Source organism: Pseudomonas sp. 478 (genome assembly GCF_003254125.1).
GTDB lineage: Bacteria > Pseudomonadota > Gammaproteobacteria > Pseudomonadales > Pseudomonadaceae > Aquipseudomonas.
On sequence record NZ_QKZG01000003.1, the window covers coordinates 1 to 23,092 of the forward strand.

21 protein-coding genes are annotated in these 23,092 nt (G+C 59.9%); 14 read left to right on the plus strand and 7 right to left on the minus strand.

The features are described from left to right. Positions 1-368 precede the first annotated feature (368 nt). Both DFS28_RS06940 and DFS28_RS06945 read right to left on the minus strand, forming a co-directional pair. The gene (locus tag DFS28_RS06940) at positions 369-1,862 is read right to left on the minus strand and encodes a CoA-acylating methylmalonate-semialdehyde dehydrogenase (RefSeq protein ID WP_111449132.1); all 1,494 of its coding nucleotides are present in this window, start codon (positions 1,860-1,862) and stop codon (positions 369-371) included. Between the two features lie 65 nt (positions 1,863-1,927). After that, positions 1,928-3,277 (minus strand): aspartate aminotransferase family protein, encoded by a 1,350-nt coding sequence (locus DFS28_RS06945; RefSeq protein ID WP_111449133.1) that lies wholly within the window; start codon positions 3,275-3,277, stop codon positions 1,928-1,930. A gap of 139 nt (positions 3,278-3,416) precedes the next feature. On the opposite strand from DFS28_RS06945, the gene DFS28_RS06950 reads away from it, so the two are divergent. The 6 genes from DFS28_RS06950 (at position 3,417) to DFS28_RS06975 (ending at position 9,934) form a co-directional block, all read left to right on the plus strand. Further along, positions 3,417-4,337, plus strand: coding sequence for a LysR family transcriptional regulator (locus tag DFS28_RS06950; protein ID WP_111449134.1), 921 nt, complete (start codon positions 3,417-3,419; stop codon positions 4,335-4,337). A 217-nt stretch (positions 4,338-4,554) separates the two neighbouring features. Next, positions 4,555-5,205, plus strand: coding sequence for a TetR/AcrR family transcriptional regulator (locus DFS28_RS06955; RefSeq protein ID WP_102615727.1), 651 nt, complete (start codon positions 4,555-4,557; stop codon positions 5,203-5,205). Positions 5,206-5,212: 7 nt separating this feature from the next. Continuing rightward, positions 5,213-5,794: a YigZ family protein gene (locus tag DFS28_RS06960; protein ID WP_111449135.1), complete on the plus strand. Its 582-nt coding sequence runs from the start codon at positions 5,213-5,215 to the stop codon at positions 5,792-5,794. A 530-nt stretch (positions 5,795-6,324) separates the two neighbouring features. Beyond that, positions 6,325-7,890 carry an ABC transporter ATP-binding protein gene (locus DFS28_RS06965; protein ID WP_111449136.1) on the plus strand — a complete coding sequence of 522 codons (1,566 nt, stop codon included), beginning with the start codon at positions 6,325-6,327 and terminating at the stop codon, positions 7,888-7,890. An 11-nt stretch (positions 7,891-7,901) separates the two neighbouring features. Further along, a complete protein-coding gene (locus DFS28_RS06970) occupies positions 7,902-9,008 on the plus strand; it encodes an ABC transporter permease (RefSeq protein WP_111449137.1) in 1,107 nt (368 codons plus the stop codon). Beyond that, positions 9,008-9,934, plus strand: a complete 927-nt coding sequence (locus DFS28_RS06975; RefSeq protein ID WP_111449138.1) for an ABC transporter permease — start codon at positions 9,008-9,010, stop codon at positions 9,932-9,934. The genes DFS28_RS06970 and DFS28_RS06975 overlap by 1 nt, the downstream gene beginning before the upstream one ends. 85 nt (positions 9,935-10,019) lie before the next feature. Here DFS28_RS06975 and DFS28_RS06980 read toward each other — a convergent pair whose 3' ends face one another. After that, positions 10,020-10,457: a hypothetical protein gene (locus tag DFS28_RS06980; protein ID WP_111449139.1), complete on the minus strand. Its 438-nt coding sequence runs from the start codon at positions 10,455-10,457 to the stop codon at positions 10,020-10,022. Between the two features lie 82 nt (positions 10,458-10,539). On the opposite strand from DFS28_RS06980, the gene DFS28_RS06985 reads away from it, so the two are divergent. The 3 genes from DFS28_RS06985 (at position 10,540) to DFS28_RS07000 (ending at position 13,215) form a co-directional block, all read left to right on the plus strand. Continuing rightward, positions 10,540-10,890 (plus strand): MerR family transcriptional regulator, encoded by a 351-nt coding sequence (locus tag DFS28_RS06985; RefSeq protein WP_046054540.1) that lies wholly within the window; start codon positions 10,540-10,542, stop codon positions 10,888-10,890. A 25-nt stretch (positions 10,891-10,915) separates the two neighbouring features. Continuing rightward, positions 10,916-11,602 carry an SDR family oxidoreductase gene (locus DFS28_RS06990; protein ID WP_111449140.1) on the plus strand — a complete coding sequence of 229 codons (687 nt, stop codon included), beginning with the start codon at positions 10,916-10,918 and terminating at the stop codon, positions 11,600-11,602. A 254-nt stretch (positions 11,603-11,856) separates the two neighbouring features. Continuing rightward, positions 11,857-13,215 (plus strand): 8-oxoguanine deaminase, encoded by a 1,359-nt coding sequence (locus DFS28_RS07000; RefSeq protein ID WP_111449141.1) that lies wholly within the window; start codon positions 11,857-11,859, stop codon positions 13,213-13,215. A gap of 141 nt (positions 13,216-13,356) precedes the next feature. Here the strand turns inward: DFS28_RS07000 and DFS28_RS07005 are convergent, their stop codons facing one another. Further along, positions 13,357-14,445: a calcium:proton antiporter gene (locus DFS28_RS07005; RefSeq protein ID WP_111449142.1), complete on the minus strand. Its 1,089-nt coding sequence runs from the start codon at positions 14,443-14,445 to the stop codon at positions 13,357-13,359. Between the two features lie 297 nt (positions 14,446-14,742). Between DFS28_RS07005 and DFS28_RS07010 the strand changes: the two genes are divergently transcribed. The 3 genes from DFS28_RS07010 to DFS28_RS07020 all read left to right on the plus strand — a co-directional run bounded on the left by DFS28_RS07010 (position 14,743) and on the right by DFS28_RS07020 (position 17,972). Further along, complete coding sequence (locus DFS28_RS07010) at positions 14,743-15,825, plus strand: BMP family ABC transporter substrate-binding protein (RefSeq protein WP_111449143.1); 1,083 nt, start codon at positions 14,743-14,745, stop codon at positions 15,823-15,825. A 145-nt stretch (positions 15,826-15,970) separates the two neighbouring features. After that, complete coding sequence (locus tag DFS28_RS07015) at positions 15,971-16,936, plus strand: 2-oxoglutarate and iron-dependent oxygenase domain-containing protein (protein ID WP_111449144.1); 966 nt, start codon at positions 15,971-15,973, stop codon at positions 16,934-16,936. Positions 16,937-17,018: 82 nt separating this feature from the next. After that, positions 17,019-17,972, plus strand: coding sequence for an adenosine deaminase (locus DFS28_RS07020; protein WP_111449145.1), 954 nt, complete (start codon positions 17,019-17,021; stop codon positions 17,970-17,972). A 138-nt stretch (positions 17,973-18,110) separates the two neighbouring features. Here DFS28_RS07020 and DFS28_RS07025 read toward each other — a convergent pair whose 3' ends face one another. The 3 genes from DFS28_RS07025 to DFS28_RS07035 all read right to left on the minus strand — a co-directional run bounded on the left by DFS28_RS07025 (position 18,111) and on the right by DFS28_RS07035 (position 21,597). Then, the gene (locus DFS28_RS07025; protein ID WP_111449146.1) at positions 18,111-19,490 is read right to left on the minus strand and encodes an MFS transporter; all 1,380 of its coding nucleotides are present in this window, start codon (positions 19,488-19,490) and stop codon (positions 18,111-18,113) included. A gap of 127 nt (positions 19,491-19,617) precedes the next feature. Further along, positions 19,618-20,352 carry a helix-turn-helix transcriptional regulator gene (locus DFS28_RS07030; protein WP_111449147.1) on the minus strand — a complete coding sequence of 245 codons (735 nt, stop codon included), beginning with the start codon at positions 20,350-20,352 and terminating at the stop codon, positions 19,618-19,620. Positions 20,353-20,667: 315 nt separating this feature from the next. Next, the gene (locus DFS28_RS07035) at positions 20,668-21,597 is read right to left on the minus strand and encodes a LysR family transcriptional regulator (RefSeq protein ID WP_111449148.1); all 930 of its coding nucleotides are present in this window, start codon (positions 21,595-21,597) and stop codon (positions 20,668-20,670) included. 119 nt (positions 21,598-21,716) lie between these two features. Between DFS28_RS07035 and DFS28_RS07040 the strand changes: the two genes are divergently transcribed. Together DFS28_RS07040 and DFS28_RS07045 are read left to right on the plus strand one after the other, a co-directional pair. Continuing rightward, positions 21,717-22,010 (plus strand): putative quinol monooxygenase, encoded by a 294-nt coding sequence (locus DFS28_RS07040; protein ID WP_008156523.1) that lies wholly within the window; start codon positions 21,717-21,719, stop codon positions 22,008-22,010. 35 nt (positions 22,011-22,045) lie between these two features. Continuing rightward, a complete protein-coding gene (locus tag DFS28_RS07045) occupies positions 22,046-23,059 on the plus strand; it encodes a zinc-binding alcohol dehydrogenase family protein (protein WP_111449149.1) in 1,014 nt (337 codons plus the stop codon). Positions 23,060-23,092 lie beyond the last annotated feature (33 nt).

Sequence of the window (23,092 nt, forward strand, 5' to 3'; positions counted from 1 at the left end):
TGCAACTTCAACCACTTGCGCTTTCGATCTCTCGTTAGCGGGAGGCGAATTCTACAGCGTTACTCGCTGCTGTCAACACCTCTTTTACACCGCTGCCGACCGAGAAGACCGAATCGTCAATTAGGCAAAAACAGACTGCCTGATCAACTCCTTCTGGGCTTCGATGACCTGAAGCAACTCGCTGTCGAAAACTGCGTAACTCATTGTTTGCCAAGGAGTTTTCCGTTTCGACTGCGCCGGAAGTGGGGCGAATTATAGACTTCCAGAATCTGCCGTCAACACCTATCTTCACAATTCTGTCATATAGGTAAAAAAAGCCCCTTAAATGCAAAGGCCGGCCCCAAAGGGCCGGCCTTCTTCCCTTCTACTTACAAGCTAGGGAATGCGAACTGCGAAGCTTCATGGCTCGCTCGTTGTGGCCAGCGCTGGGTAATAGCCTTGCGACGGGTGTAGAAACGCACGCCATCCGGACCATACGCATGCAAGTCGCCGAACAGCGAGCGCTTCCAGCCGCCAAAGCTGTGATAAGCCACCGGTACCGGCAACGGTACGTTTACGCCGACCATACCGACTTCGATCTCGTCGCAGAACAACCGCGCCGCTTCCCCATCACGGGTAAAGATGCAGGTGCCGTTGCCATACTCGTGATCGTTGATCAGCTGCATCGCCTCTTCCAGGCTGTTAACCCGGACAACACACAGCACCGGCCCAAAGATCTCTTCTTTATAGATGCGCATTTCTGGCGTGACGTTGTCGAACAAGCAGCCACCCAGGAAGAAACCTTCCTCATGACCCGCCACGCTCAGACCACGACCATCGACCACCAAAGAAGCACCCGCCGAAACACCGTCTTCTATATAGCCACTGACTTTGTCGCGAGCCTGACCGGAAACCAGCGGCCCCATGTCCAGACCGCATGAAGTACCGGCACCGATTTTCAGCGCCTTGATTTGCGGTACCAACTTGGCCACCAGCGCATCCGCCACCTGGTCACCGACGCACACAGCCACCGAGATTGCCATGCAACGTTCACCGCAAGAACCATACGCCGCGCCCATCAATGCGCTGACCGCGTTATCCAGATCCGCATCCGGCATCAACACCGCATGGTTCTTCGCGCCACCCAGTGCCTGAACGCGTTTGCCGCGCTTGGTGCCTTCGGCGTAGATGTATTCGGCAATCGGCGTCGAACCAACGAAGCTCAACGCTTTGACTTCCGGCGCTTCGATCAGCGCGTCCACCGCAGCCTTGTCGCCGTGCACCACACTCAGCACACCTTTAGGCAGACCGGCCTCGATCAACAGTTGAGCAATCAACAGCGTCGAACTTGGGTCACGCTCGGAAGGCTTGAGGATGAAGCAGTTACCGCAGACGATCGCCAGCGGGTACATCCACAGCGGCACCATGGCAGGGAAGTTGAACGGCGTAATACCGGCCACCACACCCAACGGCTGGAAGTCCGACCAGGCATCAATGTTCGGGCCAACGTTACGGCTGTATTCGCCCTTGAGGATTTCCGGCGCTGCGCAAGCGAACTCGACGTTCTCGATTCCGCGTTTCAGTTCACCGGCAGCGTCTTCCAGGGTTTTGCCGTGTTCTTCGCTGATCAGCTGAGCGATCCGCGCTTCGTTCTGCTCCAGCAATTGCTTGAAGCGGAACATCACCTGCGCTCGCTTGGCCGGCGGAGTGTTACGCCAGGCCGGGAACGCTGCCTTGGCCGAGTCGATGGCTTTTTGAATGGTTTCGCGGCTGGCCAATGGCAGCTTGTGAATCGCCTGGCCGGTGGACGGGTTGAACACGTCGGCCGTACGACCGTCTTCGGTCACCAGTTCGCCATTGATCAAATGCGGAATAAGGCTCATGCGGGGCTCCAGAAAAGTTGTCCACAGGCGCCCGTCACCGGGCGCCTCTATGTAGAAGGGAAAAATCAGTCGATCTTGTTCAGCACTTCGCCGACCGCGTCGAACAGACGATCAACGTCTTGCGGCTTGCTGTTGAAGGTTGGGCCGAACTGCAGGGTGTCGCCGCCGAAGCGCACGTAGAACCCGGCTTTCCACAGCGCCATGCCGGCTTCGAACGGACGCACAATGGCGTCGCCGTCACGCGGTGCGATCTGGATCGCACCGGCCAGGCCGTAGTTACGAATATCGATGATGTTTTTCGAGCCCTTCAGACCGTGCAGCGCATTTTCGAAATGCGGTGCGACTTCGGCCACGCTCTGCACCAGGTTTTCCTTTTGCAGCAGATCGAGTGCTGCCAGGCCAGCAGCACAAGCCACCGGGTGCGCGGAATAGGTGTAGCCATGCGGGAATTCCACCGCGTACTCCGGCGTCGCCTGGTTCATGAAGGTCTGGTAGATCTCGGAGCTGGCAATCACCGCGCCCATCGGGATCGCGCCGTTGGTAACTTGCTTGGCGATGCACATCAGGTCCGGGGTTACGCCAAAGGTATCGGCACCGAACATTTTGCCGGTACGGCCGAAACCGGTGATCACTTCGTCGAACACCAGCAGAATATTGTGCTGATCGCAGATCTCACGCAGACGCTTGAGGTAACCCTGTGGCGGAACCAGTACGCCAGCGGAACCGGCCAATGGCTCGACGAACACGGCGGCGATGTTGGAGGCGTCATGCAGCTCGATCAACTTCAACAGTTCATCGGCCAGGGCGATACCGCCCTGCTCCGGCATGCCACGGGAATAGGCATTGCTCGCCAGCAAGGTGTGCGGCAGGTGATCGACGTCCATCATCGCCTGTCCGAACATTTTGCGGTTGCCGTTCACTCCACCGAGGCTGGTGCCGGCGATGTTCACGCCGTGATAACCACGTGCACGACCAATCATTTTGGTCTTGGTCGCCTGGCCTTTCAGACGCCAGTAAGCACGGACCATCTTCACTGCGGTGTCAGCGCACTCGGAACCCGAGTCAGTGAAGAACACGTGATTCAGATTGCCCGGGGTCAGGTCGGTGATTTTCTCAGCCAGCTGGAACGACAGAGGATGGCCGTACTGGAAGCCTGGTGAGTAATCGAGGGTGCCCAATTGCTTGGCGACCGCTTCCTGAATTTCCTTACGGGTATGCCCGGCGCCGCAAGTCCACAAACCGGAGAGCGAGTCGTAAACCTTGCGGCCCTTGTCATCGATCAGCCAACTGCCTTCAGCCGCCACGATCAGTCGCGGATCGCGCTGGAAATTACGGTTGGCGGTGTAGGGCATCCAGTGAGCATCGAGCTTGAGCTGGCTGGCCAGGGACGTCGGGTTGTTTTCAGGCAAGTTCATGGGCAAAACCTCGCAGGGCAATAAGCGGCATAGAGATCAAAAGCGTTCTTGCAGCTAAATTGCCACGGGGATAAAGTCGGTGAAATCTAACTCCTCTAACGTTCAGTCAGTCCATCACTAAACTTTGAGTATTTTGAGCATGAGCAGCCGCCGCCCCGATCCGCTGGCGCAAGTCAGTGACTTTGATATCCGCTTATTGAGGATCTTCCGCAGCGTCGTGGAGTGCGGCGGCTTCTCGGCAGCGGAATCGGTGCTGGGGATCGGCCGCTCGGCGATCAGCCAGCAAATGAGCGATCTGGAACAGCGCCTCGGTTTGCGCTTGTGCCAACGCGGTCGCGCCGGGTTTTCCCTGACCGAAGAAGGTCGCGAGGTCTATCACTCAGCCTTGCAGCTATTAAGTGCGCTGGAAAGTTTCCGCACCGAGGTCAACGGCCTGCACCAACATCTGCGCGGCGAATTGACCATCGGCCTGACCGACAACCTGGTCACCCTGCCCCACATGCGCATCACCCACGCCTTGGCGCAATTGAAGGAGCGCGGCCCCGACGTGCAGATTCAGATCCGCATGATCGCGCCCAATGAAGTCGAACAAGGCGTGCTCGATGGTCGATTGCATGTCGGCGTGGTGCCGCAGGCCAGCGCGCTGTCGGGGCTGGAATATCAACCGCTCTATAGCGAACGCTCGCTCCTGTATTGCGCGGTCGGTCATCCGTTGTTTTATGTCGACGATAAACAACTGGATGACGAGCGTCTCAATAGCCAGGATGCCATCGCGCCGACCTTCCGTTTGCCCGCGGAAATCCAGGCCCATTACCAGGCGCTCAATTGCACCGCCAGTGCCTCGGACCGCGAAGGCATGGCGTTCCTGATTCTGACCGGACGCTTCATCGGCTACCTGCCGGACCACTACGCCAGTCTCTGGGTGCAGCAAGGCCGGTTGCGTGCGCTGAAACCAAAGGTGCGGTTTTATGACCTGAGCCTCGCATCGGTCACGCGCAAGGGCCGTCGTCCGCATTTGGTGCTGGAAAGCTTCCTCGAAAGCCTGGCCGCCACACGCTAACCACCACAATCCCTGTAGGAGCAAAGCTTGCTCCGGGCGGCGTTCCGACGATGGCGGCGTAACATTCAACATTAGTGATGACTGGCCTGCCGTCATCGCGAGCAAGCTTTGCTCCTACAGAGATGGGGGTAGGTTTTATCGCATCAGGACTTGTCTGATGCCGGTGGGTGCGCTATCAACGCACTGGTAGCACCCACTCACTTGTTCGGAAGTGCCTATGACCTTTGAAGTCCCCGCTCACGGCGGCAAACCTGCCAGCCGCATTCGTCAGAAGAACGAAGAGACCATCATCAAAGCCGCCGAAGACGAGTTCGCCCGTCACGGGTTCAAAGGCACCAGCATGAACACCATCGCCCTGAATGCCGGATTGCCCAAGGCGAATCTGCATTACTACTTCACCAACAAACTCGGTTTGTACGTGGCGGTGTTGAGCAACATCCTCCAGCTGTGGGACAGCACCTTCAACACCCTCACTGCCGAAGATGACCCGGCCGAAGCGCTGACGCGTTACATCCGCGCCAAGATGGAATTCTCCCGTCGTCAGCCGCAAGCCTCGCGGATCTTCGCGATGGAAGTGATCAGCGGCGGCGAATGCCTGACCGAGTACTTCAACCAGGATTATCGCGCCTGGTTCCAGGGTCGGGCGGGCGTGTTCCAGGCCTGGATCGACGCCGGAAAAATGGACCCGGTCGACCCGGTGAACCTGATCTTCCTGTTGTGGGGCAGCACTCAGCATTACGCCGATTTCGCCACGCAGATCTGCCGTGTCACCGGTCGCACCAAGTTGACCAAGCAAGACATGGAAGACGCCGGCAACAACCTGATCCGCATCATTCTCAAGGGCTGCGGCCTGACGCCAACGATCTAAGACACTTATGCCTTTTACCCTCAGCGGTTTTTGCGAGTACCGCGAAGAGATTCGCAAAAGCCGCTTCATCACTTTCGCCGCACCGATCAGCAGCCCTGCTGAAGCCCAGGCGTTCATCGAACAGCACAGCGATTTGAATGCCTCGCACAATTGCTGGGCCTGGAAGCTTGGCGACCACTACCGCAGCACTGACGATGGCGAGCCCGGCGGCACCGCTGGCCGGCCGATTCTGGCGGCAATCGAAGCTCAGGATTGCGATCAGGTCGCGGTGCTGGTGATTCGTTGGTATGGCGGCATTCAACTCGGCACCGGGGGCCTCGCCCGGGCGTATGGCGGCGGCGCCAACAAGTGCCTGCAAGCGGCGGCAAAGGTTGAACTGATCAGTCGGGTGCCGGTGAGTTGTGCCTGTGCTTTTGCAGAGTTGCCGCTGGTGAAGCTTCGGGTGGCGGAACTGGGTGGACTGGTTGTGGAAGAAACGTTCACGGCCAACGGCGTAGACCTGCGATTGGCTATCGGCGAAAGCCAGATCGACACCCTGCAAACGCAGCTGGCAGGCTTGAGCCGTGGACGCATTTTGTTGCAGCACTAATCGCACCAACAACGTTCACCGCCCTTTCGTCGAACCGGTGCATTTGCCCACATCTGCTGTGCACCCGGCTGTGGATAACCTGAGCACACCCGGCTGTAACCCTTCTGTCACGCGGCTTTGCGGGCTTTGCTCACTTTTCGTCCAATCCGTCATCAAAAAAGATAAATCCACGTAAAAACAATCAGTTAAAGCGGTTTATCACCATTAGAAGAAAGCCACACAGTGCTTATGCCCGACCTTCGGGCTTGCGCACAAATACTGTGGAGCAATCTGTGGATAACCCGTTCATGGCTGTCGCCGCCCCATGTCCGGCATGGCTTGGCGCCGGTTGCTTGTTTTTTGACCAAATACCTTGTGCAAAACCGGAGCCTGATCAACGGCGCTGCCCTCAAGTGGTGCCGGGGTCGGATCGACATAGGGCGAGGCGCCGTCCTCAAAGCCTTTATCTGCAACGTATTTGATTTTTCCTGACTCAATGGCCAGGAAATTGCTTTGTCCACAGGCATCACTTCAATCGACCCGAGCCTGTCATGCCCAGCCCCGTGCCGATCTCCGATCCAACACCTCGCCTGCAACTGCGCAACATCAGCAAGCGCTACCCCGGTTGCCTGGCCAACGATGCCATCGACCTGAGCATTGCACCCGGCGAAATCCACGCCCTGCTCGGCGAAAACGGCGCGGGCAAAAGTACGCTGATGAAGATCATCTACGGCGTCACCCACGCGGACTCGGGCGAGATGATCTGGCAAGGGCAACGCGTGACCCTGCGCAACCCGGCTCAAGCTCGAGGGCTGGGAATCGGCATGGTGTTTCAGCATTTCTCGTTGTTCGAGACTTTGAGCGTGGCGCAGAACATTGCCTTGGCGATGGGCGCGGCGGCGGGTACACCGAAACAGCTTGAGCCCAAGATTCGTGAAGTCTCCCGGCGCTATGGCATGGCGTTGGAGCCGGAGCGACTTGTCCACAGCCTGTCGATCGGTGAACGCCAGCGGGTGGAAATCATTCGTTGCCTGATGCAGGACATCCGCCTGCTGATTCTCGATGAACCGACCTCAGTGCTGACTCCGCAGGAGGCCGACGATTTGTTCGTCACCTTGCGCCGACTCTCCGCCGAGGGCTGCAGCATTCTGTTTATCAGCCACAAACTCGGTGAAGTTCGCGCGTTGTGCCACAGCGCCACGGTGTTGCGTGGCGGTCGGGTGGCCGGGCATTGCGTGCCGGCCGAGTGTTCGGATCGGCAACTGGCGCAGTTGATGGTCGGTGACGCCGCTGCGCTGATTACGGATTATCCGAAAGTCACTGGCGCTAATGCGTTCCTGAATGTGACGGGATTGTCCTGGCACAACCCCGATCCGTTCGGCTGTTCGCTGAAGGACATCGAGCTTGAAGTACGCAGCGGCGAAATCGTCGGCATCGCCGGGGTCGCCGGCAATGGTCAGGATGAGTTGTTGGCCCTGCTCAGCGGCGAAGTACCGCTCAGCCGCAACGACGGCGCAACGATCAGTTTCGCCGGGCAACCGGTGGCGCACTTGCGGCCGGACGCACGGCGCAAACTGGGCCTGGCCTTCGTCCCCGCTGAACGTCTGGGCCATGGTGCGGTGCCGGACTTGAGCCTGGCGGACAACGCCCTGCTCACTGCCTTTCAACAAGGGCTGGTCAGTAATGGCCTGATCCAGCGCGGCAAGGTCGAAGCGCTGGCCGAAGAAATCATCCGCCGCTTCGGGGTCAAGACACCCGATAGCCAGACACCGGCCCGCAGCCTGTCTGGCGGCAACCTGCAGAAATTCATCCTCGGCCGCGAGATCCTCCAACAACCGAGACTGCTGGTGGCCGCGCACCCGACCTGGGGCGTGGACGTCGGCGCCGCCGCGACCATTCACCGGGCGCTGATTGCCTTGCGCGACGCCGGCGCGGCGATCCTGGTGATCTCCGAAGACCTCGACGAACTGTTCCAGATCAGCGACCGCCTCGGCGCGTTGTGCAGCGGTCGATTGTCGCCGCTCAAGGCCACGGTCGACACGCGCCTGATCGATGTCGGCGGCTGGATGGCCGGCCAGTTCGATGCCCCTCAATCACTCGCACCCGCAACGGTTTAACGGAGTTTCACATGCTGCTTTCTCTCGAACCCCGTGGCCAGCAATCGCGCCTGATGCTGTGGTGCTCGCCGTTGCTGGCGGCTGTCCTGACGTTGGGCTGTGGCTCACTGCTGTTTGTCGCACTGGGGCATGACCCGTTACTGACCTTGCACACGTTGCTCATCGCACCGATCAGCGACCTGTACGGCGTCTCCGAACTGCTGGTCAAAGCGCTGCCGATTTTGCTCTGCGCGTTGGGGCTGGCGGTGGCGTACCAAGCTCGAATCTGGAACATCGGCGCCGAAGGTCAGTTGCTGCTTGGCGCGCTGGCCGGCAGTGCATTGGCGGTGAACATCATCGACCTGCAAAGCCGCTGGGCACTGGTGCTGATCCTGCTCGTCGGTACCCTGGCCGGTGCCGCGTGGGCCGGGCTGACGGCGTGGTTGCGCACGCGTTTCAATGCCAATGAAATCCTCACCAGCATCATGCTCAATTACATCGCCCTGAACCTGTTGCTGTTTTGTGTGCATGGACCGTTGAAGGATCCGGCGGGGTTCAACTTTCCGGAGTCGGCGATGTTCGGTGATGCCAGTCGTTTGCCGCTGCTGATGGAGGATGGTCGGGTCCACGTGGGCGTGTATTTCGCCTTGCTCGCGTTGGTCGCGGTGTGGGTGTTGCTGCAGAAAAGCTTTATCGGGTTCCAGATCAAAGTGCTCGGGCTGGACAAGCGCGCAGCGGGGTTCGTCGGCTTTCGCGAGAAGCGGCTGATCTGGCTGGCGCTGTTGATCAGCGGAGGATTGGCGGGGCTGGCCGGTGTGTGCGAAGTCACCGGGCCGATCGGCCAATTGGTGCCGCAAGTCTCGCCCGGTTACGGCTATGCCGCGATCACTGTGGCGTTTCTCGGGCGACTCAATCCCATCGGTATTCTGTTTTCCAGCCTGCTGATGGCGTTGCTGTACATCGGCGGCGAGAGCGCGCAAATGAGCATGAATCTGCCGCAAGCGATCACGCAATTGTTCCAGGGCATGATGCTGTTTTTCCTGTTGGCCAGTGACGTGCTGATTCTCTACCGACCGCGTTTGAACCTGCGTTGGTCCCGTCGTGCACCAGCCACCGCCGTACACGCAGGAGCGCTGTGATGGATATCGATCTGCTGAGCAATATTTTCTACGCCATGGTCCGTTGCGGTACGCCGCTGCTGTTGGTGGCACTCGGTGAGTTGATCTGCGAGAAGAGCGGCGTTCTGAACCTCGGCCAGGAAGGGATGATGCTGTTTGGGGCGGTGATCGGTTTTATCGTCGCGTTGAGCAGCGGCAACCTGTGGCTCGGCGTATTGCTGGCGATGCTTGCCGGAATGCTGTTGTCGTCGTTGTTTGCGCTGGTGGCGCTGGTATTCAACGCCAATCAGGTGGCCACCGGGTTGGCGCTGACGATCTTCGGCGTGGGTCTGTCGACGTTTGTTGGCGCGGCGTGGGTCGGTAAACCGCTGGCCGGTTTTGAGCCGGTGGCGATTCCTTATTTGAGTGAAATCCCGCTGATCGGACGGATGCTGTTTGCACAGGATCAGCTGGTGTATGTGTCGTTCGCGCTGTTTGCGCTGGTGGCCTGGGTGCTGGTGAAAAGTCGCGTTGGGCTGATCATTCAGGCGGTCGGCGAAAATCCGGACGCGGCCAGTGCGATGGGTTTACCGGTGTTGGGCGTGCGCACGCTGGCGGTGCTGTTTGGCGGGGCGATGGCTGGATTGGCCGGGGCTTATTTGTCGCTGGCTTATACGCCGATGTGGGCGGAGAACATGAGCGCCGGGCGTGGCTGGATTGCCCTGGCACTGGTGGTGTTTGCCAGTTGGCGGGTGTGGCGATTGCTGCTGGGGGCGTATCTGTTCGGACTCGCCAGCATTCTGCATTTGGTGGCGCAGGGGTTGGGGCTGGCGATTCCGTCGAGTCTGCTGGCGATGCTGCCGTATGTCGCGACCATTGTGGTGTTGGTGCTGTTGTCCCGGGATGCGCTGCGTACGCGGTTGTATGCGCCGGTGTCGTTGGGGAAACCGTGGCAGGCCGGGCATTAGTAGTTGTCTGCACCGGCCTCTTCGCGAGCAAGCCCGCTCCCACACTTGGACCGAGTCGAGCCTGGTTTTTGTGATCAACCCACATCTACTGTGGGAGCGGCGGTGCGACGATTCGACTTGCTCGCGAAGGCGCCCTCACGGGCAACACCTGAACAACGCCCCACGCCAATTCAAAGATCAAGAAGATCACCAACAAAGAGCTCGCGCCATGGAGCAAGGCATAGAGCTGCCAAGCCGAAAACAGAAATCTACCGACGGCGTCATACCGCCCATACACCTGCTGCGGATCACGAATCCGCAGCACCGCCCACACGCAGACAATCGACCCCAACAGATTGGCCATCAGCAAGTGCATCGGCTCAAACGGCGGCAACTCGCCGGACAAATTGAACGCCTGACTCACACTCGACAAAACGGCATGCAACGCCGCAAAGCTCCACGGCGTGACAAACGCCGCCGTCACGATCAAGTCATACCAGGCACTACCCTTCACCAACCGGCGATATTGCGTTGAAGTCCACATCCGTTTTGCTCCATAAATTCAGGGAGCAACAAGGCTAAAGCCTGGAGTATGCTCCAGGGTCAAGCCCTCTCGAGAAGTCATGATGCGCATCGGTGAATTAGCCCAGGCCAGCGCCGTCAGCCGCGACACGCTGCGTTTCTACGAGCAGCGCGGATTGATTGCGGCGCAACGCAGCGCCAACGGTTATCGCGACTATCCGGCGGACATGGTGCAACTGGTGCTGTACATCAAGACCGCTCAGCGATTGGGCTTTACCCTCGGCGAGATCGGCAACAGCGTCGCCGCGTTATGGCAGTCGCCCGATCCGGACAGCGCCGTCACGCAATTGCTGCAAGACAAACTCAAACTGATCGAAACCCGAATCGACGAACTCGGCGCGCTGCGTCAGGAGTTGCAGCAACGGCTCGGTCAGCGTTGTCCATTGAATCCGTGATCCTCATTTTTCAAGGAAGCCACTTATGTCTACGGCAAAAACCGCACTCATCATCGGCGCCTCCCGAGGCCTGGGCCTCGGTCTGGTGAAAACCCTGCTGGCCGACGGTTGGCAGGTCACCGCCACCGTGCGCAACCCGCAGAACGCCGAAGCCTTGCAGGCCTTGGGCAAGGTGCGGATCGAAAAACTCGACATGGACGATCAGCAAGCGGTCATCGCTCTGAGCCAACAGCTCAAGGGCGAAGTGTTTGATCTGTTGTTCGTGAATGCCGGGGTTAAAGGCCCGGACGTTCAAACACCGGGCGGCGCGACGCTGGCCGAAGTCGGGCAACTGTTCTTCACCAATGCGGTGGCGCCAATCAATCTGGCTCAACGCTTTGTCGGGCAGATTCGTCCGGACAGCGGCGTGCTGGCGTTCATGAGTTCGGTGCTGGGCAGCGTGACCATGCCGGATGCGCCGGAGCTGGCGTTGTACAAGGCGAGCAAAGCGGCGCTGAACTCGATGACCAATAGCTTCGTCACTCAGTTGGGCGAGCAGAAACTCACCGTGCTGTCGCTGCATCCGGGTTGGGTGAAGACCGACATGGGCGGTGAAGGTGCCGACATTGATGTGGACACCAGCACGCGTGGGTTGGTCGATCAGGTGAATGCGTATACCGGCAAGGGCGGGCATCATTTTGTGAATTACCGGGGTGAAACCATTCCTTGGTAACCCATCGTCTACTGTGGGAGCGGGCTTGCTCGCGAAGAGGGAGTGTCAGTCGACATCAATGTTGCATGACGCACCGCATTCGCGAGCAAGCCCGCTCCCACAGGGGTTTTGCGTCGCCTGGTCGGGCCGGGCTTGCCCGCAGCGCGGTTTTGAATGAAACTCCGCACCTCGTCCCCGCGGCGACCCTGGATCAGCAGACAGGGTAATCACTGAGCTGGCTAACCTGAACCCCACTTTCAGAGGAGCCGGCCAACATGCCTGCGACCCGTACCTGGTTAAAAAATCCCCTTGCGATCTTCACTGCCAATGGCCTCGATGCCCGTGGCGGCCTGGTGCTGCAAGACGGTTTGATCGTCGAAGTGCTCGCCGCCGGCCAGCAACCTTCCGCGCCCTGTGGACAAGTCTTCGATGCCCGTGAGCATGTGATCTTGCCGGGACTGATCAACACCCATCACCACTTCTATCAAACCCTGACCCGCGCCTGGGCGCCGGTGGTCAATCAGCCGTTGTTCCCGTGGCTGAAAACTCTTTACCCGGTCTGGGCTCGCCTCACCCCTGAAAAACTCGCCCTCGCCAGCAAAGTCGCGTTGGCCGAATTGCTGCTGTCCGGCTGCACCACCGCAGCCGATCACCATTACCTGTTTCCGCAAGGCCTGGAAAATGCGATCGACGTGCAGGTCGAGAGCGTCCGCGAACTGGGCATGCGCGCCATGCTGACGCGCGGTTCCATGAGCCTTGGCGAAAAGGACGGCGGCCTGCCGCCGCAGCAGACCGTGCAGGAAGGCGAAGTGATCCTCGCCGACAGCCAACGCTTGATCGGCGAATACCACGAGCGTGGCGATGGCGCGCAAATCCAGATCGCCCTCGCCCCCTGCTCACCGTTCTCGGTGACCCCGCAAATCATGTCCGCCAGCGCCGAACTGGCGAACAAACTCGACGTGCGCCTGCACACCCATCTGGCCGAAACCCTCGACGAAGAAGATTTCTGCCTGCAGCGCTTCGGCCTGCGCACTGTGGATTACCTCGACAGCGTCGGCTGGCTTGGCCCGCGCACCTGGCTGGCTCACGGCATCCACTTCAACCCGGACGAAATCGCTCGCCTCGGCGCCGCCGGCACCGGCATTTGCCATTGCCCGAGTTCGAACATGCGTCTGGCTTCCGGCATCTGCCCGACGCTGGACCTGACCGCTGCGGGCGCCTTGCTGGGCTTGGGCGTGGACGGTTCGGCGTCCAACGATGCGTCGAACATGATGCTGGAAACCCGTCAGGCGCTGTACATTCAGCGGCTGCGTTATGGCGCCGAGAAGATCACGCCGGAATTGGTTTTGGGTTGGGCGACCAAGGGTTCGGCGAGTTTGCTCGGGCGTACTGATATCGGCGAACTGGCGGTGGGCAAGCAGGCGGACCTGGCGCTGTTCAAGCTCGATGAGCTGCGGTTTTCCGGCAGTCATGATCCGGTGTCGGCATTGCTGCTATGCGGCGCTGATCGGGCGGATCGGGTGATGGTTGGCGGCAAGTGGCGGGTGATTGATGGGCAGGTTGAAGGGCTGGACCTCAAAGGCCTGATTGCCGATCACAGCCAGGCGGCTCGGCAGTTGATTGCGGGCGTCTGATACAACCCCAACCAAAACCAGTGGGAGCGAGCCTGCTCCGGGCGGCGTTCCGACGATGACGGAGTGTCAGTCGACATCAATGGTGTCTGACACACCGCTATCGCGAGCAGGCTCGCTCCCACAATTGGTTTTGTGGTGTGTTTAGAGGCCGAGCAGCGACAACATGATGAATGTCGCAAACAGCACAAAGTGGGTCATGCCTTCGATGGCATTGGTTTCGCCATCGTTGAGGTTGATCGCGCTGACGATCAGGGTGAGGAAGACCATCACGGTCTGCACCGGGGTCATCGCCATCTGGAACGGCTGGCCGGTGTAGAGCGCCATCGCTTCCATCACCGGCACGGTCAGGATGACCGTCGACAGTGACGCGCCCATGGCGATGTTGACCACAGACTGCATGCGGTTGGCCAGTGCCGCCCGCAACGCGGTCAGAATTTCCGGCGCCGCCGAGATTGCCGCCACCAGGATCGCCGTGATCACCGGCGGTGCGCCCGTCCCTTCGAGGCCCAGATCGAGGGTCTTGGACATCACCTCGGCCAAGGCGCCGATCACCACCACGCCGAACACCAATGTCCCGATACTCAGCCCCAGATTGACCGGTTCAGGCTCCTCCTCCGGGACTTTCCTGCGACGTTTTTCCGGGTAGCTGTAGCTGAAAAAATAACTGTGCGGCCCGACCTGCATGCGCAGGAACAGGGTGTAAAGCACGACCATCGCACCAATGGTGAACGCCGAATAGAGTTTCCAGCTGCCCTCGGGGATGAACTCCGGCACCACCATGGAAACGCCCATGGCGGTGAGAATCATCACGCTGTAACTGCGGGCCGAATCGTCGTTGTAGGACTGTTCGCCGTGCTTGAGCCCGCCCATCAACGCAGCGAGGCCGAGGATGCCGTTGATGTCGAGCATCACCGCCGAATAAATCGTGTCGCGTACCAGGGTCGGCGAGGCTTCGTTGCTCATCATGATCGCCAGGATCACCACTTCTACCAGCACGGCGGCCAGGGTCAGGATCATCGTGCCGTAAGGGTCGCCGACTATTTCTGCGAGCAGTTCGGCGTGATGGGCGACGCGCATGGAGGCAACGACGATGAAGGCGATCAGTACGAGGCCGGCGGTCAACGCGATGGGTTGGCCGCTGTGCAGCATCCAGTGCTCCAGCGGGTAGGCGACGGCGGCGGCGATCACGGCCAGCAGCAGAAACTTTTCTTGCTTGAGGAGTGTGAGCATTGCGGGCCTTTTTGCCGTATGAAGCGAAACCGGGATGATGAGCTACTGACTGCGGGGCGGCGCTAACGTTTCGTTACACCTTAGCGCACCAGTGGATGGCAGCCGTGCCAGGCCATGCACTTTTATCGGCCTCAAGGGCCTCATCGCGAGCAAGCTCGGCTCCTACGGGTTTGCGGTGCACTTGTAGGAGCAAGGCTTGCCCGCGATGGCCGTTACGCGGTTTCAAGCCGTTTGTTGTCCTGTTGGTCAGCAATTTGCATTACCCCCTCCAACCTCAAAACAATAGGGAGTGGATTCATGCACAAACGTCCGTTGAAGAAGCTGCTTTGCGCCGTCGCCGCAGCCATCGGTCTGAGCGCAAGCCTGACTGCCAGTGCCGCCGACCCGCTGAAAGTCGGCTTCGTCTACATCGGTCCGATTGGCGATCACGGCTGGACGTATCAGCATGAACAAGGACGCAAGGCGCTGGCGGAAAAATTCGGCAACCAGATCACTACCAACTATGTGGAAAACGTCGCTGAAGGCGCCGATGCCGAGCGGGTGATCCGCAACATGGCCAAGGACAAGTACGACCTGATCTTCACCACGTCCTTCGGCTACATGAACCCGACCCTGAAAGTCGCCAAGCAATTTCCCACGGTGACCTTCGAACACGCCACCGGCTACAAGCAGGACAAGAACCTCGGCACCTACCTGGCGCGCACGTATGAAGGTCGCTACGTCGGCGGTTTCCTCGCGGCGAAGATGACCAAGACCAAGAAGATCGGTTACGTCGCGTCCTTCCCGATCCCGGAAGTGATCCGCGACATCAACGCCATTCAACTGGCCCTGAACAAATACAACCCGGGCACCGAGATCAAAGTGGTGTGGGTCAACTCCTGGTTCGATCCGGGCAAAGAGGCGGATGCCGCCAATGCGTTGATCGATCAGGGCGTGGACGTGGTGTTCCAGCACACCGACAGCCCGGCGCCGATCCAGGCCGCCGAGCGTCGCGGGGTGTATGCCGTCGGCTACGCTTCGGACATGGCGCACTTCGGGCCGAAAGCGGTGCTGACGTCCATCGTCAACGACTGGGGCCCGCACTACATTCAGGCGACCCAAAGCGTTCTCGACCACCTGTGGAAATCGCAGGATTACTGGGGTGGTTTGAAGGAAGGTACGGTTGAGTTGCCGATCAGCGATCTGGTGCCCGCACCGGTGAAAGCCGAGGCAGAGCAGATCATTGCCGACATCAAAAGCGGTGCTTTCCACCCATTCACCGGACCGATCAAGGATCAGGCAGGCGTCGAGAAGATTGCGGCGGGCGCGACGGCGAGCAATGCGGAGCTGGCATCGATGAACTACTACGTTGAAGGCATGAAGGCTGACATGCCTAAGTAACTTTCCGCACCCAACACAAAACCCTTGTGGGAGCGGGCTTGCTCGCTAAGGCGGTGTGTCAGCCAACATCAATGTTGAATGTTCTGCCGTCTTCGCGAGCAAGCCCGCTCCCACATTGGATTTCCAGCGTTCTATAGGACTGCGCATGAACCAGCTCCCGATCATCGACATCAGCCCGCTCTACAGCGAAGACGCAAGTGACTGGCAATCAATCGCCACGCAAATCGACCGCGCCTGCCGCGAGTGGGGCTTTTTCTACATCAAGGGCCACCCGATCAGTCGGTCGCGCATTAACGCCGTACTCGACAGTGCCCAACGTTTCTTCGCCCTGCCCTCCGCCGAAAAACTCAAGATCGACATCACCCAAACCCGTCACCACCGCGGTTATGGCGCCATCGCCACTGAACAACTCGACCCGGGCAAACCCAGCGACCTGAAAGAAACCTTCGACATGGGCCTGCACCTGCCGGCCGATCACCCTGACGTGTTGGCGGAAAAACCGCTGCGCGGCCCCAACCGTCATCCGTCGATGCCCGGCTGGGAATTGCTGATGGAGCAGCACTACGTCGACATGCAGGCCTTGGCCCTAACCCTGTTACGGGCCATAACCGTGGCGCTGGTCATCGAGCGCGACTTTTTCGACAGCCGCTTCGTTGAGCCGGTCAGCGTGCTACGGATGATTCATTACCCACCGCGCCACACCGCCAGCTCCGAAGAGCAACAAGGCGCCGGCGCCCATACCGATTACGGCTGCATCACCCTGCTGTATCAGGATGCCGCCGGCGGCCTGCAAGTGCGAAACGTTAAAGGCGAGTGGATCGATGCACCGCCGATCGACGGCACGTTCGTGGTCAACCTCGGCGACATGATGGCGCGCTGGAGCAACGACCGTTACCTGTCGACGCCGCATCGGGTGATCAGCCCGCTCGGCGTGGACCGTTACTCGATGCCGTTCTTCGCCGAGCCGCACCCCGACACGGTCATCGAATGCCTGCCCGGCTGTCAGGATGAACCGCACTCGGCAAAGTATCCGGCCACCACCTGCGCCGAATTCCTGCTCTCGCGGTTCGCCGATACCTACGCCTATCGACGGGAACAGGAAGCGCTGTGATGAACCGGCTGGTCAGGTTTTGCTAATTGTTTCCTCGGGCATCTGTAGAATGCTCGCCATCTGCACCTGATGAGAAAAGACTATGTACGACTGGCTGAACGCCCTGCCCAAGGCAGAACTGCACCTGCACCTTGAGGGTTCGCTGGAGCCTGAGTTGCTGTTCGCCCTGGCTGAACGCAACAAGATCGCCCTGCCGTGGAGCGACGTCGAAACCCTGCGCAAGGCCTACGCCTTCAACAACCTGCAAGAGTTTCTCGACCTGTATTACCAGGGCGCCGACGTGTTGCGCACCTCTCAGGATTTCTACGACCTGACCTGGGCTTACCTGTTGCGCTGCAAGGCGCAGAACGTGATTCACACCGAACCGTTCTTCGATCCGCAGACCCACACCGACCGTGGCGTGCCGTTCGAAGTGGTGCTCAATGGCATCGCCGCCGCGTTGAAGGATGGCGAGCAGCAACTGGGCATCACCAGCGGTTTGATCCTGAGCTTCCTGCGCCACTTGAGCGAAGAAGAAGCCCAGAAAACCCTCGACCAGGCACTGCCGTTCCGTGATGCGTTTGTCGCGGTTGGTCTGGACAGTTCGGAAATGGGTCACCCGCCGAGCAAGTTCCAGCGCGTGTTTGATCGTGCCCGTCACGAAGGTTTCCTGACCGTCGCCCACGCCGGTGAAGAAGGCCCGCCCGAGTACATCTGGGAAGCCCTCGATTTGCTGAAAGTCCAGCGCATCGACCATGGCGTGCGCGCCATCGAAGACGAGCGTTTGATGCAGCGGATCATCGACGAGCAAATCCCGTTGACCGTGTGCCCGTTGTCGAACACCAAGCTCTGCGTGTTCGATCACATGTCTCAGCACAACATTCTCGACATGCTGGAACGTGGCGTGAAAGTGACCGTGAACTCGGATGACCCGGCGTACTTCGGCGGTTATGTCACCGAGAACTTCCATGCGCTGTATACCCATTTGGGTATGACCCAGGATCAGGCCAAGCGGTTGGCGCAGAACAGCCTGGATGCACGGTTGGTGAAACCATAAGGTTCACCGCATAACTAATGTGGGAGCGGCGGTGCGACGATTCGACTTGCTCGCGAAGAGGGAGTGTCAGTCAACATTTGTGTAGCTGACACACCGCCTTCGCGAGCAAGTCGAATCGTCGCACCGCCGCTCCCACATTTAGATCGGGGTTGCTTCAGTCAACTCTTCCAGCGTCTTGCCCCGGGTCTCCATCCCGAACACCCATACCACCCCTGCCGCAATCGCAAAACACATCGCCCCCAGCGCAAACACCCCGCCCTGCCCGGTCATCGGGAACACCAGCCCGGTCACCATTGGCCCGAGCAACGAACCCACGCGGCCAATCGCCGAAGCAAAACCCGAGCCCGTGGCCCGCGCCGATGTCGGGTACAACTCTGGCGTGTAGGTGTAAAGCACCGCCCACATGCCGAACAGGAAGAACTGCATCAGCAGCCCCGACGCAATCAACAGGCTGACGTTGCCGCCAAACACCGCGCTCTGACCATACAGAAACGCCATCACCCCGCCGCCGAGCAACGTCACCACGCACACCGGTTTACGTCCCCAACGCTCCACCAGCCAGGCGGCCATCAAGAAACCGGGAATCCCGCCGAGGGAAATCAGCACCGTGTAATACACCGACTGAGTCACGGCAAAACCCGACTGCTGCAGCAAGGCACTGAGCCAGGACGTCAGGCCATAGAACCCCAGCAAGGCAAAGAACCAGACGCTCCAGATCATCATCGTGCGCTGGCGGTACAGCGGCGACCAGATTTGCTGCAATGCGGAAAAGAAATTGCCTGGCGTACTGGCCACTCTCGGCAGGCGGATCGGCTCAGGCAGCTCCGAACGCCCCAGAGATGTCCGGACCCGAGCTTCGATGCGCAGCAAGACCTTATCCGCCGCGTCATGATGCCCGGCCTGTTCCAGCCAGCGCGGTGATTCGGGAATGAAAAAGCGAATCGCCAGGACAAACACCGCCGGCACCGCCAACACCAGGAAGATGTCCCGCCAGCCAATCACCGGCAGCAGGAAGTACGACAGTACGCCGGCGGCGACGAAACCCAGCGGCCAGAAACCGTCCATCAACGCAATGTAGCGCCCCCGCCGTTTGGCCGGGATCAGCTCCGAGAGCATCGACTGAGCGATGGGAAACTCCATGCCCATGCCGATCCCCAACAGGATTCGAAACAACGTCAGCGTTTCGACGTTCTGCGCCGTGGAGCACAGATAACTGGCGATCCCCCACAGCACGATGCTCCACTGAAACACCGGTTTGCGCCCGAAACGGTCGGCCAGCATCCCGGACAGTGACGCCCCCACGACCATGCCGAAAAAGCTCGAACTGGCCAGCAACCCGGCCTGCGCCGTGCTCAGGCCAAACTCGGTTTTGATCGAGCCGAGCAGGAAGGTCATCATCGCCAGGTCCATGGAGTCGAAGAAAAACGCCAGGGCAATGATGATGAAAATGATCCGGTGATAACCGCTGATGGGCAGCCGTTCCAGTCGTTCTGCCGCGCTGAAGCCTCGTGTTTCCATGCCACATTCCCCCAATCCGAAAGTCCCCGGACGAGTGTGCGCGATAGCTGCTGGGGGTTACTGCTGGATACGACCTGTTCGCAGCTCTGAGCGACGCCCGACGCTTCGGACGTCGACCTCGATGCGTCTACAACGCCATTTCCAGCTCGGTCTCTTTGGCGAACCGATGGATTTCACGCTGCCCCGCGGCAGTGATCTGCAAGGCTCGAGACTCGTTGGGCAGGCTCAGCCAACCTGACTGCATGAACAATTGCAGCAACGCCGCACCCAGTGATCCGCCCATGTGCGGGCGTCTTTCGCTCCAGTCCGGACAAGCGCAGGCAACTCGGCTATTGCGATGAGCCAGCGCCTGGATGAACACACCCCGTGTCGCCAGCTGCGTGGCGCCCTTGTGGGTGATCATGACCCGCTGATCGAACTGTTCGATCCAGCCTGAATCCAGCAGACGCTGGTAAAGATCGGCGGCAAGGGTGCCGCCCAAATGGTCGTCGCAAAGCCTGGCGCGCAAGAGTGACGAAGGCGCCGCCTGAGGTTTGGCGATAGGTGTCGTGCGCTTGAAAACGTCCGGGATTTCCCGAGGCGTGCTGGCCAGGGTGGCGCTGGCCAGTGCCTCTATCGCGGCCCCCACTTCGGGTGCGGCAAGGCGGAAGAACCGCTTGCGGCCGCGGATTTCGACTTTCAACAGACCTCCGCCGGACAATCGCCCCAGATGCGCACTGGCCGAAGACGGTGACAAGCCGGCCAACAAGGCCAGCTCTTCGGTTTGCCGCGCCGAGCCGTCCATCAAGGCCCACATCATTGCGCTGCGCTTTGGGTCAGCCAGCAACGTGGCGATCTGGCTGATGCAAGGTGCATGTTCCATGTATTCACTCCCTGTTGAATCGTTTCGTCTACTGCTCAGAGACATCTTGACCAGTAATGTGTCGTCGGCCAAGGCGTTGAAACCGCCATAAACCGGGCAAAGCCGGCCAATCGCACAGGCCATGCTTGCAGGTTTCGCAAAGCCACGGCGATTGACCTTGGGGCCTGGCTGACTCGGATGTGGACTCGCCATTGCGAGATCGACGGTGCGTACATGAGGCGAGCGCTAGTATATGCGGGTTAACCGCCGGTTCCTGCCCTTGGGAAACCGTTGGTGGTGATAGTTCCTGAGTGAAATTTCGCTATTTGCCTGCGACTAATGATCGGCGTCCGATAACGTCGGAAATTGGCTACTCAAGCGGGCGCATCGGCTGGCAAGCATTTCCCGCAAAAGGTTCACCGGCTTACTCAATTGTGCGCGATGGGCGCACAGCAAATTCAGCGGTGCGCGCTCACAGAGCAGTTCCGGCATGAGCACTTTCAACCGACCGGCCAGCACATCGGCCGCGACATCGAGCCAGGATTTGTAGGCGATCCCGGCACCTGCCACGGCCCACAGCCGCACGACATCGGCATCATCGCTGAAACGATCGCCGCTGACGGTCAGGCTGACCTCGCGTTTGCCGTCGTGGAAACTCCAATGATCGTGGACCCGGCTACCGAGCATGAACAGCAGGCAGTTGTGCTGAGCCAATTGCTCCAGTTGCCGCGGCTCGCCATGCCGGGCCAGGTAACTCGGGGCGGCACAAAGGACGCGGCGGTTCTGCGGGGCGATGGGCAGCGCCACCAGGCTTGAGTCTTCCGGCTCGCCGTACCGCAGGGCAATGTCCACCGGTTGGCGGAACAGGTCGGCGATGCGGTCGCCCAACAGCAAACGCACCGTAAGCTTCGGATGCTCTCGCTGAAACTCGTCCAGCCAGGGCAGCAGCAGATTGCGGCCAAAGTCCGAAGGCGCCGACAGCTGCAAAATCCCGCTGACCTGGTCCTGACCGCTGGCCAACAAACGACGGCCCTCATCGAGATTGCTCAAGGCGGCCCGAGCGTATTCGAGAAACCCCTCGCCTTCAGCGGTCAGGCGCAGGCTACGGGTAGAACGGGCGAGCAACCGGGCGCCGAGTTGCTGTTCGATGCGTTTCAACGCCGCACTGGCCACCGCGGCCGACATGTCCATCCCGCGTGCCGCCGCTGACAGACTGCCCAGGTCCGCCGCCCGGACAAACAACTGCAAGTCATCGAAACGCAGCATCGTTCAGCCTCGATTATCAAAAAAATATTGAAAGAGACTGCTCTTTTAGCGGGTTTTATCTTGCAGAGAAATAGCCAATCATCCGTCCCATCGAATTCATCCCGTTCCCGGAGCCGAACATGTCCCAGCCTTTTACCGCTATCGCCACCCTCATCGCCAAAGCCGGGCAGCAAGACGCCCTCGAACAGCACCTGCGAGCGCTGCTGGAACCGACCCGCGCCGAGGCCGGTTGCGGTCAATACGACTTGCACCAGGACCTCGCCAATCCTCATGCCTTCTACATGATCGAAAAATGGAGCAGTGACGAAGCCCTGCAAGCCCATGACGACAGCGCGCATATCCAGAACTTCCGCGCCAAGGCTGGCGACTTTCTCGAACACTTCGACCTCAAGCGCCTGCGCTCCATCGTCTGATTGCTTCCTTCCTTATTGCTTTTTCAGGAGCCCCTATGAAAGCCATTGCCTATTACGCCTCGTTGCCAATCAGCGACTCAAACGCTCTGCAAGACATCGAACTGCCAGAACCGGTTGCCGGCCCGCGCGACTTGTTGGTGGAAGTCAAAGCCATCTCGGTCAACCCGGTGGACACCAAGGTCCGCCAGAACGTCCAGCCTGAAGCGGGCGCGCCGAAAGTGCTGGGCTGGGACGTGGCCGGTGTGGTCAAGGCCGTCGGCAGTGAAGTCACGCTGTTCAAGGCCGGCGACAAAGTGTTCTACGCCGGCTCCATCGCCCGTGCTGGCGGCAACAGCGAACTGCACGTGGTCGATGAGCGGATCGTCGGCCATATGCCGAAAACCCTTGGTTTCGCCGAAGCCGCCGCGCTGCCGCTGACCGCTCTCACCGCGTGGGAATTGCTCTTCGAACGCCTGCAAGTGCGTGAAGGCAAAACCGATGAAGGCCAGCGCCTTTTGATCGTCGGTGCCGCGGGCGGTGTGGGGTCGATCCTCACGCAACTGGCCAGCCAGCTCACCGGGCTGAAAGTCATCGGCACCGCTTCCCGCCCGCAAACCCAGAGCTGGGTTCGTGAGCTGGGTGCCGACCTGGTAATCGATCACAGCCAGCCATTGAGTGAAGAACTCAAACGCGCGGGCGTCGATCAGGTGACCCACGTCGCCAGCCTGACCCAGACCGATCATCACCTGGATCAGTTGGTCGAGGCTTTGGCGCCGCAAGGCAAACTGGCCCTGATCGATGATCCGAAGGCGCTGGACGTGACCAAACTCAAACGCAAGAGCCTGTCGCTGCACTGGGAGTTCATGTACACCCGCTCGCTGTTCGAAACCGCGGACATGATCGAGCAGCACAAATTGCTCAACCGCGTGGCTGAGCTGATCGACGCCGGGACGCTGAAGACCACGGTCGGCGAGCACTTCGGGACCATTAACGCGGCGAACCTGCGTCGCGCCCATGAGCTGCTGGAAAGCGGCAAGTCCAAGGGCAAGATTGTGCTCGAAGGGTTCTGAAACAAACTGACACAGTTGTCGCCCAGATGGGCG

What these genes read in the sequence shown, in the direction of transcription:
- DFS28_RS06950 (WP_111449134.1), top strand. Translation starts at nt 3,417, where the DNA reads ATGAGCAGCCGCCGCCCCGATCCGCTGGCGCAAGTCAGTGACTTTGAT.
- DFS28_RS06940 (WP_111449132.1), bottom strand. Translation starts at nt 1,862, where the DNA reads ATGAGCCTTATTCCGCATTTGATCAATGGCGAACTGGTGACCGAAGAC.
- DFS28_RS07040 (WP_008156523.1), top strand. Translation starts at nt 21,717, where the DNA reads ATGTCCCAGCCTTTTACCGCTATCGCCACCCTCATCGCCAAAGCCGGG.
- DFS28_RS07025 (WP_111449146.1), bottom strand. Translation starts at nt 19,490, where the DNA reads ATGGAAACACGAGGCTTCAGCGCGGCAGAACGACTGGAACGGCTGCCC.
- DFS28_RS06975 (WP_111449138.1), top strand. Translation starts at nt 9,008, where the DNA reads ATGGATATCGATCTGCTGAGCAATATTTTCTACGCCATGGTCCGTTGC.
- DFS28_RS07005 (WP_111449142.1), bottom strand. Translation starts at nt 14,445, where the DNA reads ATGCTCACACTCCTCAAGCAAGAAAAGTTTCTGCTGCTGGCCGTGATC.
- DFS28_RS06985 (WP_046054540.1), top strand. Translation starts at nt 10,540, where the DNA reads ATGCGCATCGGTGAATTAGCCCAGGCCAGCGCCGTCAGCCGCGACACG.
- DFS28_RS06990 (WP_111449140.1), top strand. Translation starts at nt 10,916, where the DNA reads ATGTCTACGGCAAAAACCGCACTCATCATCGGCGCCTCCCGAGGCCTG.
- DFS28_RS06970 (WP_111449137.1), top strand. Translation starts at nt 7,902, where the DNA reads ATGCTGCTTTCTCTCGAACCCCGTGGCCAGCAATCGCGCCTGATGCTG.
- DFS28_RS07020 (WP_111449145.1), top strand. Translation starts at nt 17,019, where the DNA reads ATGTACGACTGGCTGAACGCCCTGCCCAAGGCAGAACTGCACCTGCAC.
- DFS28_RS07015 (WP_111449144.1), top strand. Translation starts at nt 15,971, where the DNA reads ATGAACCAGCTCCCGATCATCGACATCAGCCCGCTCTACAGCGAAGAC.
- DFS28_RS07045 (WP_111449149.1), top strand. Translation starts at nt 22,046, where the DNA reads ATGAAAGCCATTGCCTATTACGCCTCGTTGCCAATCAGCGACTCAAAC.
- DFS28_RS07000 (WP_111449141.1), top strand. Translation starts at nt 11,857, where the DNA reads ATGCCTGCGACCCGTACCTGGTTAAAAAATCCCCTTGCGATCTTCACT.
- DFS28_RS07010 (WP_111449143.1), top strand. Translation starts at nt 14,743, where the DNA reads ATGCACAAACGTCCGTTGAAGAAGCTGCTTTGCGCCGTCGCCGCAGCC.
- DFS28_RS06960 (WP_111449135.1), top strand. Translation starts at nt 5,213, where the DNA reads ATGCCTTTTACCCTCAGCGGTTTTTGCGAGTACCGCGAAGAGATTCGC.
- DFS28_RS06965 (WP_111449136.1), top strand. Translation starts at nt 6,325, where the DNA reads ATGCCCAGCCCCGTGCCGATCTCCGATCCAACACCTCGCCTGCAACTG.
- DFS28_RS07030 (WP_111449147.1), bottom strand. Translation starts at nt 20,352, where the DNA reads ATGGAACATGCACCTTGCATCAGCCAGATCGCCACGTTGCTGGCTGAC.
- DFS28_RS06955 (WP_102615727.1), top strand. Translation starts at nt 4,555, where the DNA reads ATGACCTTTGAAGTCCCCGCTCACGGCGGCAAACCTGCCAGCCGCATT.
- DFS28_RS06945 (WP_111449133.1), bottom strand. Translation starts at nt 3,277, where the DNA reads ATGAACTTGCCTGAAAACAACCCGACGTCCCTGGCCAGCCAGCTCAAG.
- DFS28_RS07035 (WP_111449148.1), bottom strand. Translation starts at nt 21,597, where the DNA reads ATGCTGCGTTTCGATGACTTGCAGTTGTTTGTCCGGGCGGCGGACCTG.
- DFS28_RS06980 (WP_111449139.1), bottom strand. Translation starts at nt 10,457, where the DNA reads ATGTGGACTTCAACGCAATATCGCCGGTTGGTGAAGGGTAGTGCCTGG.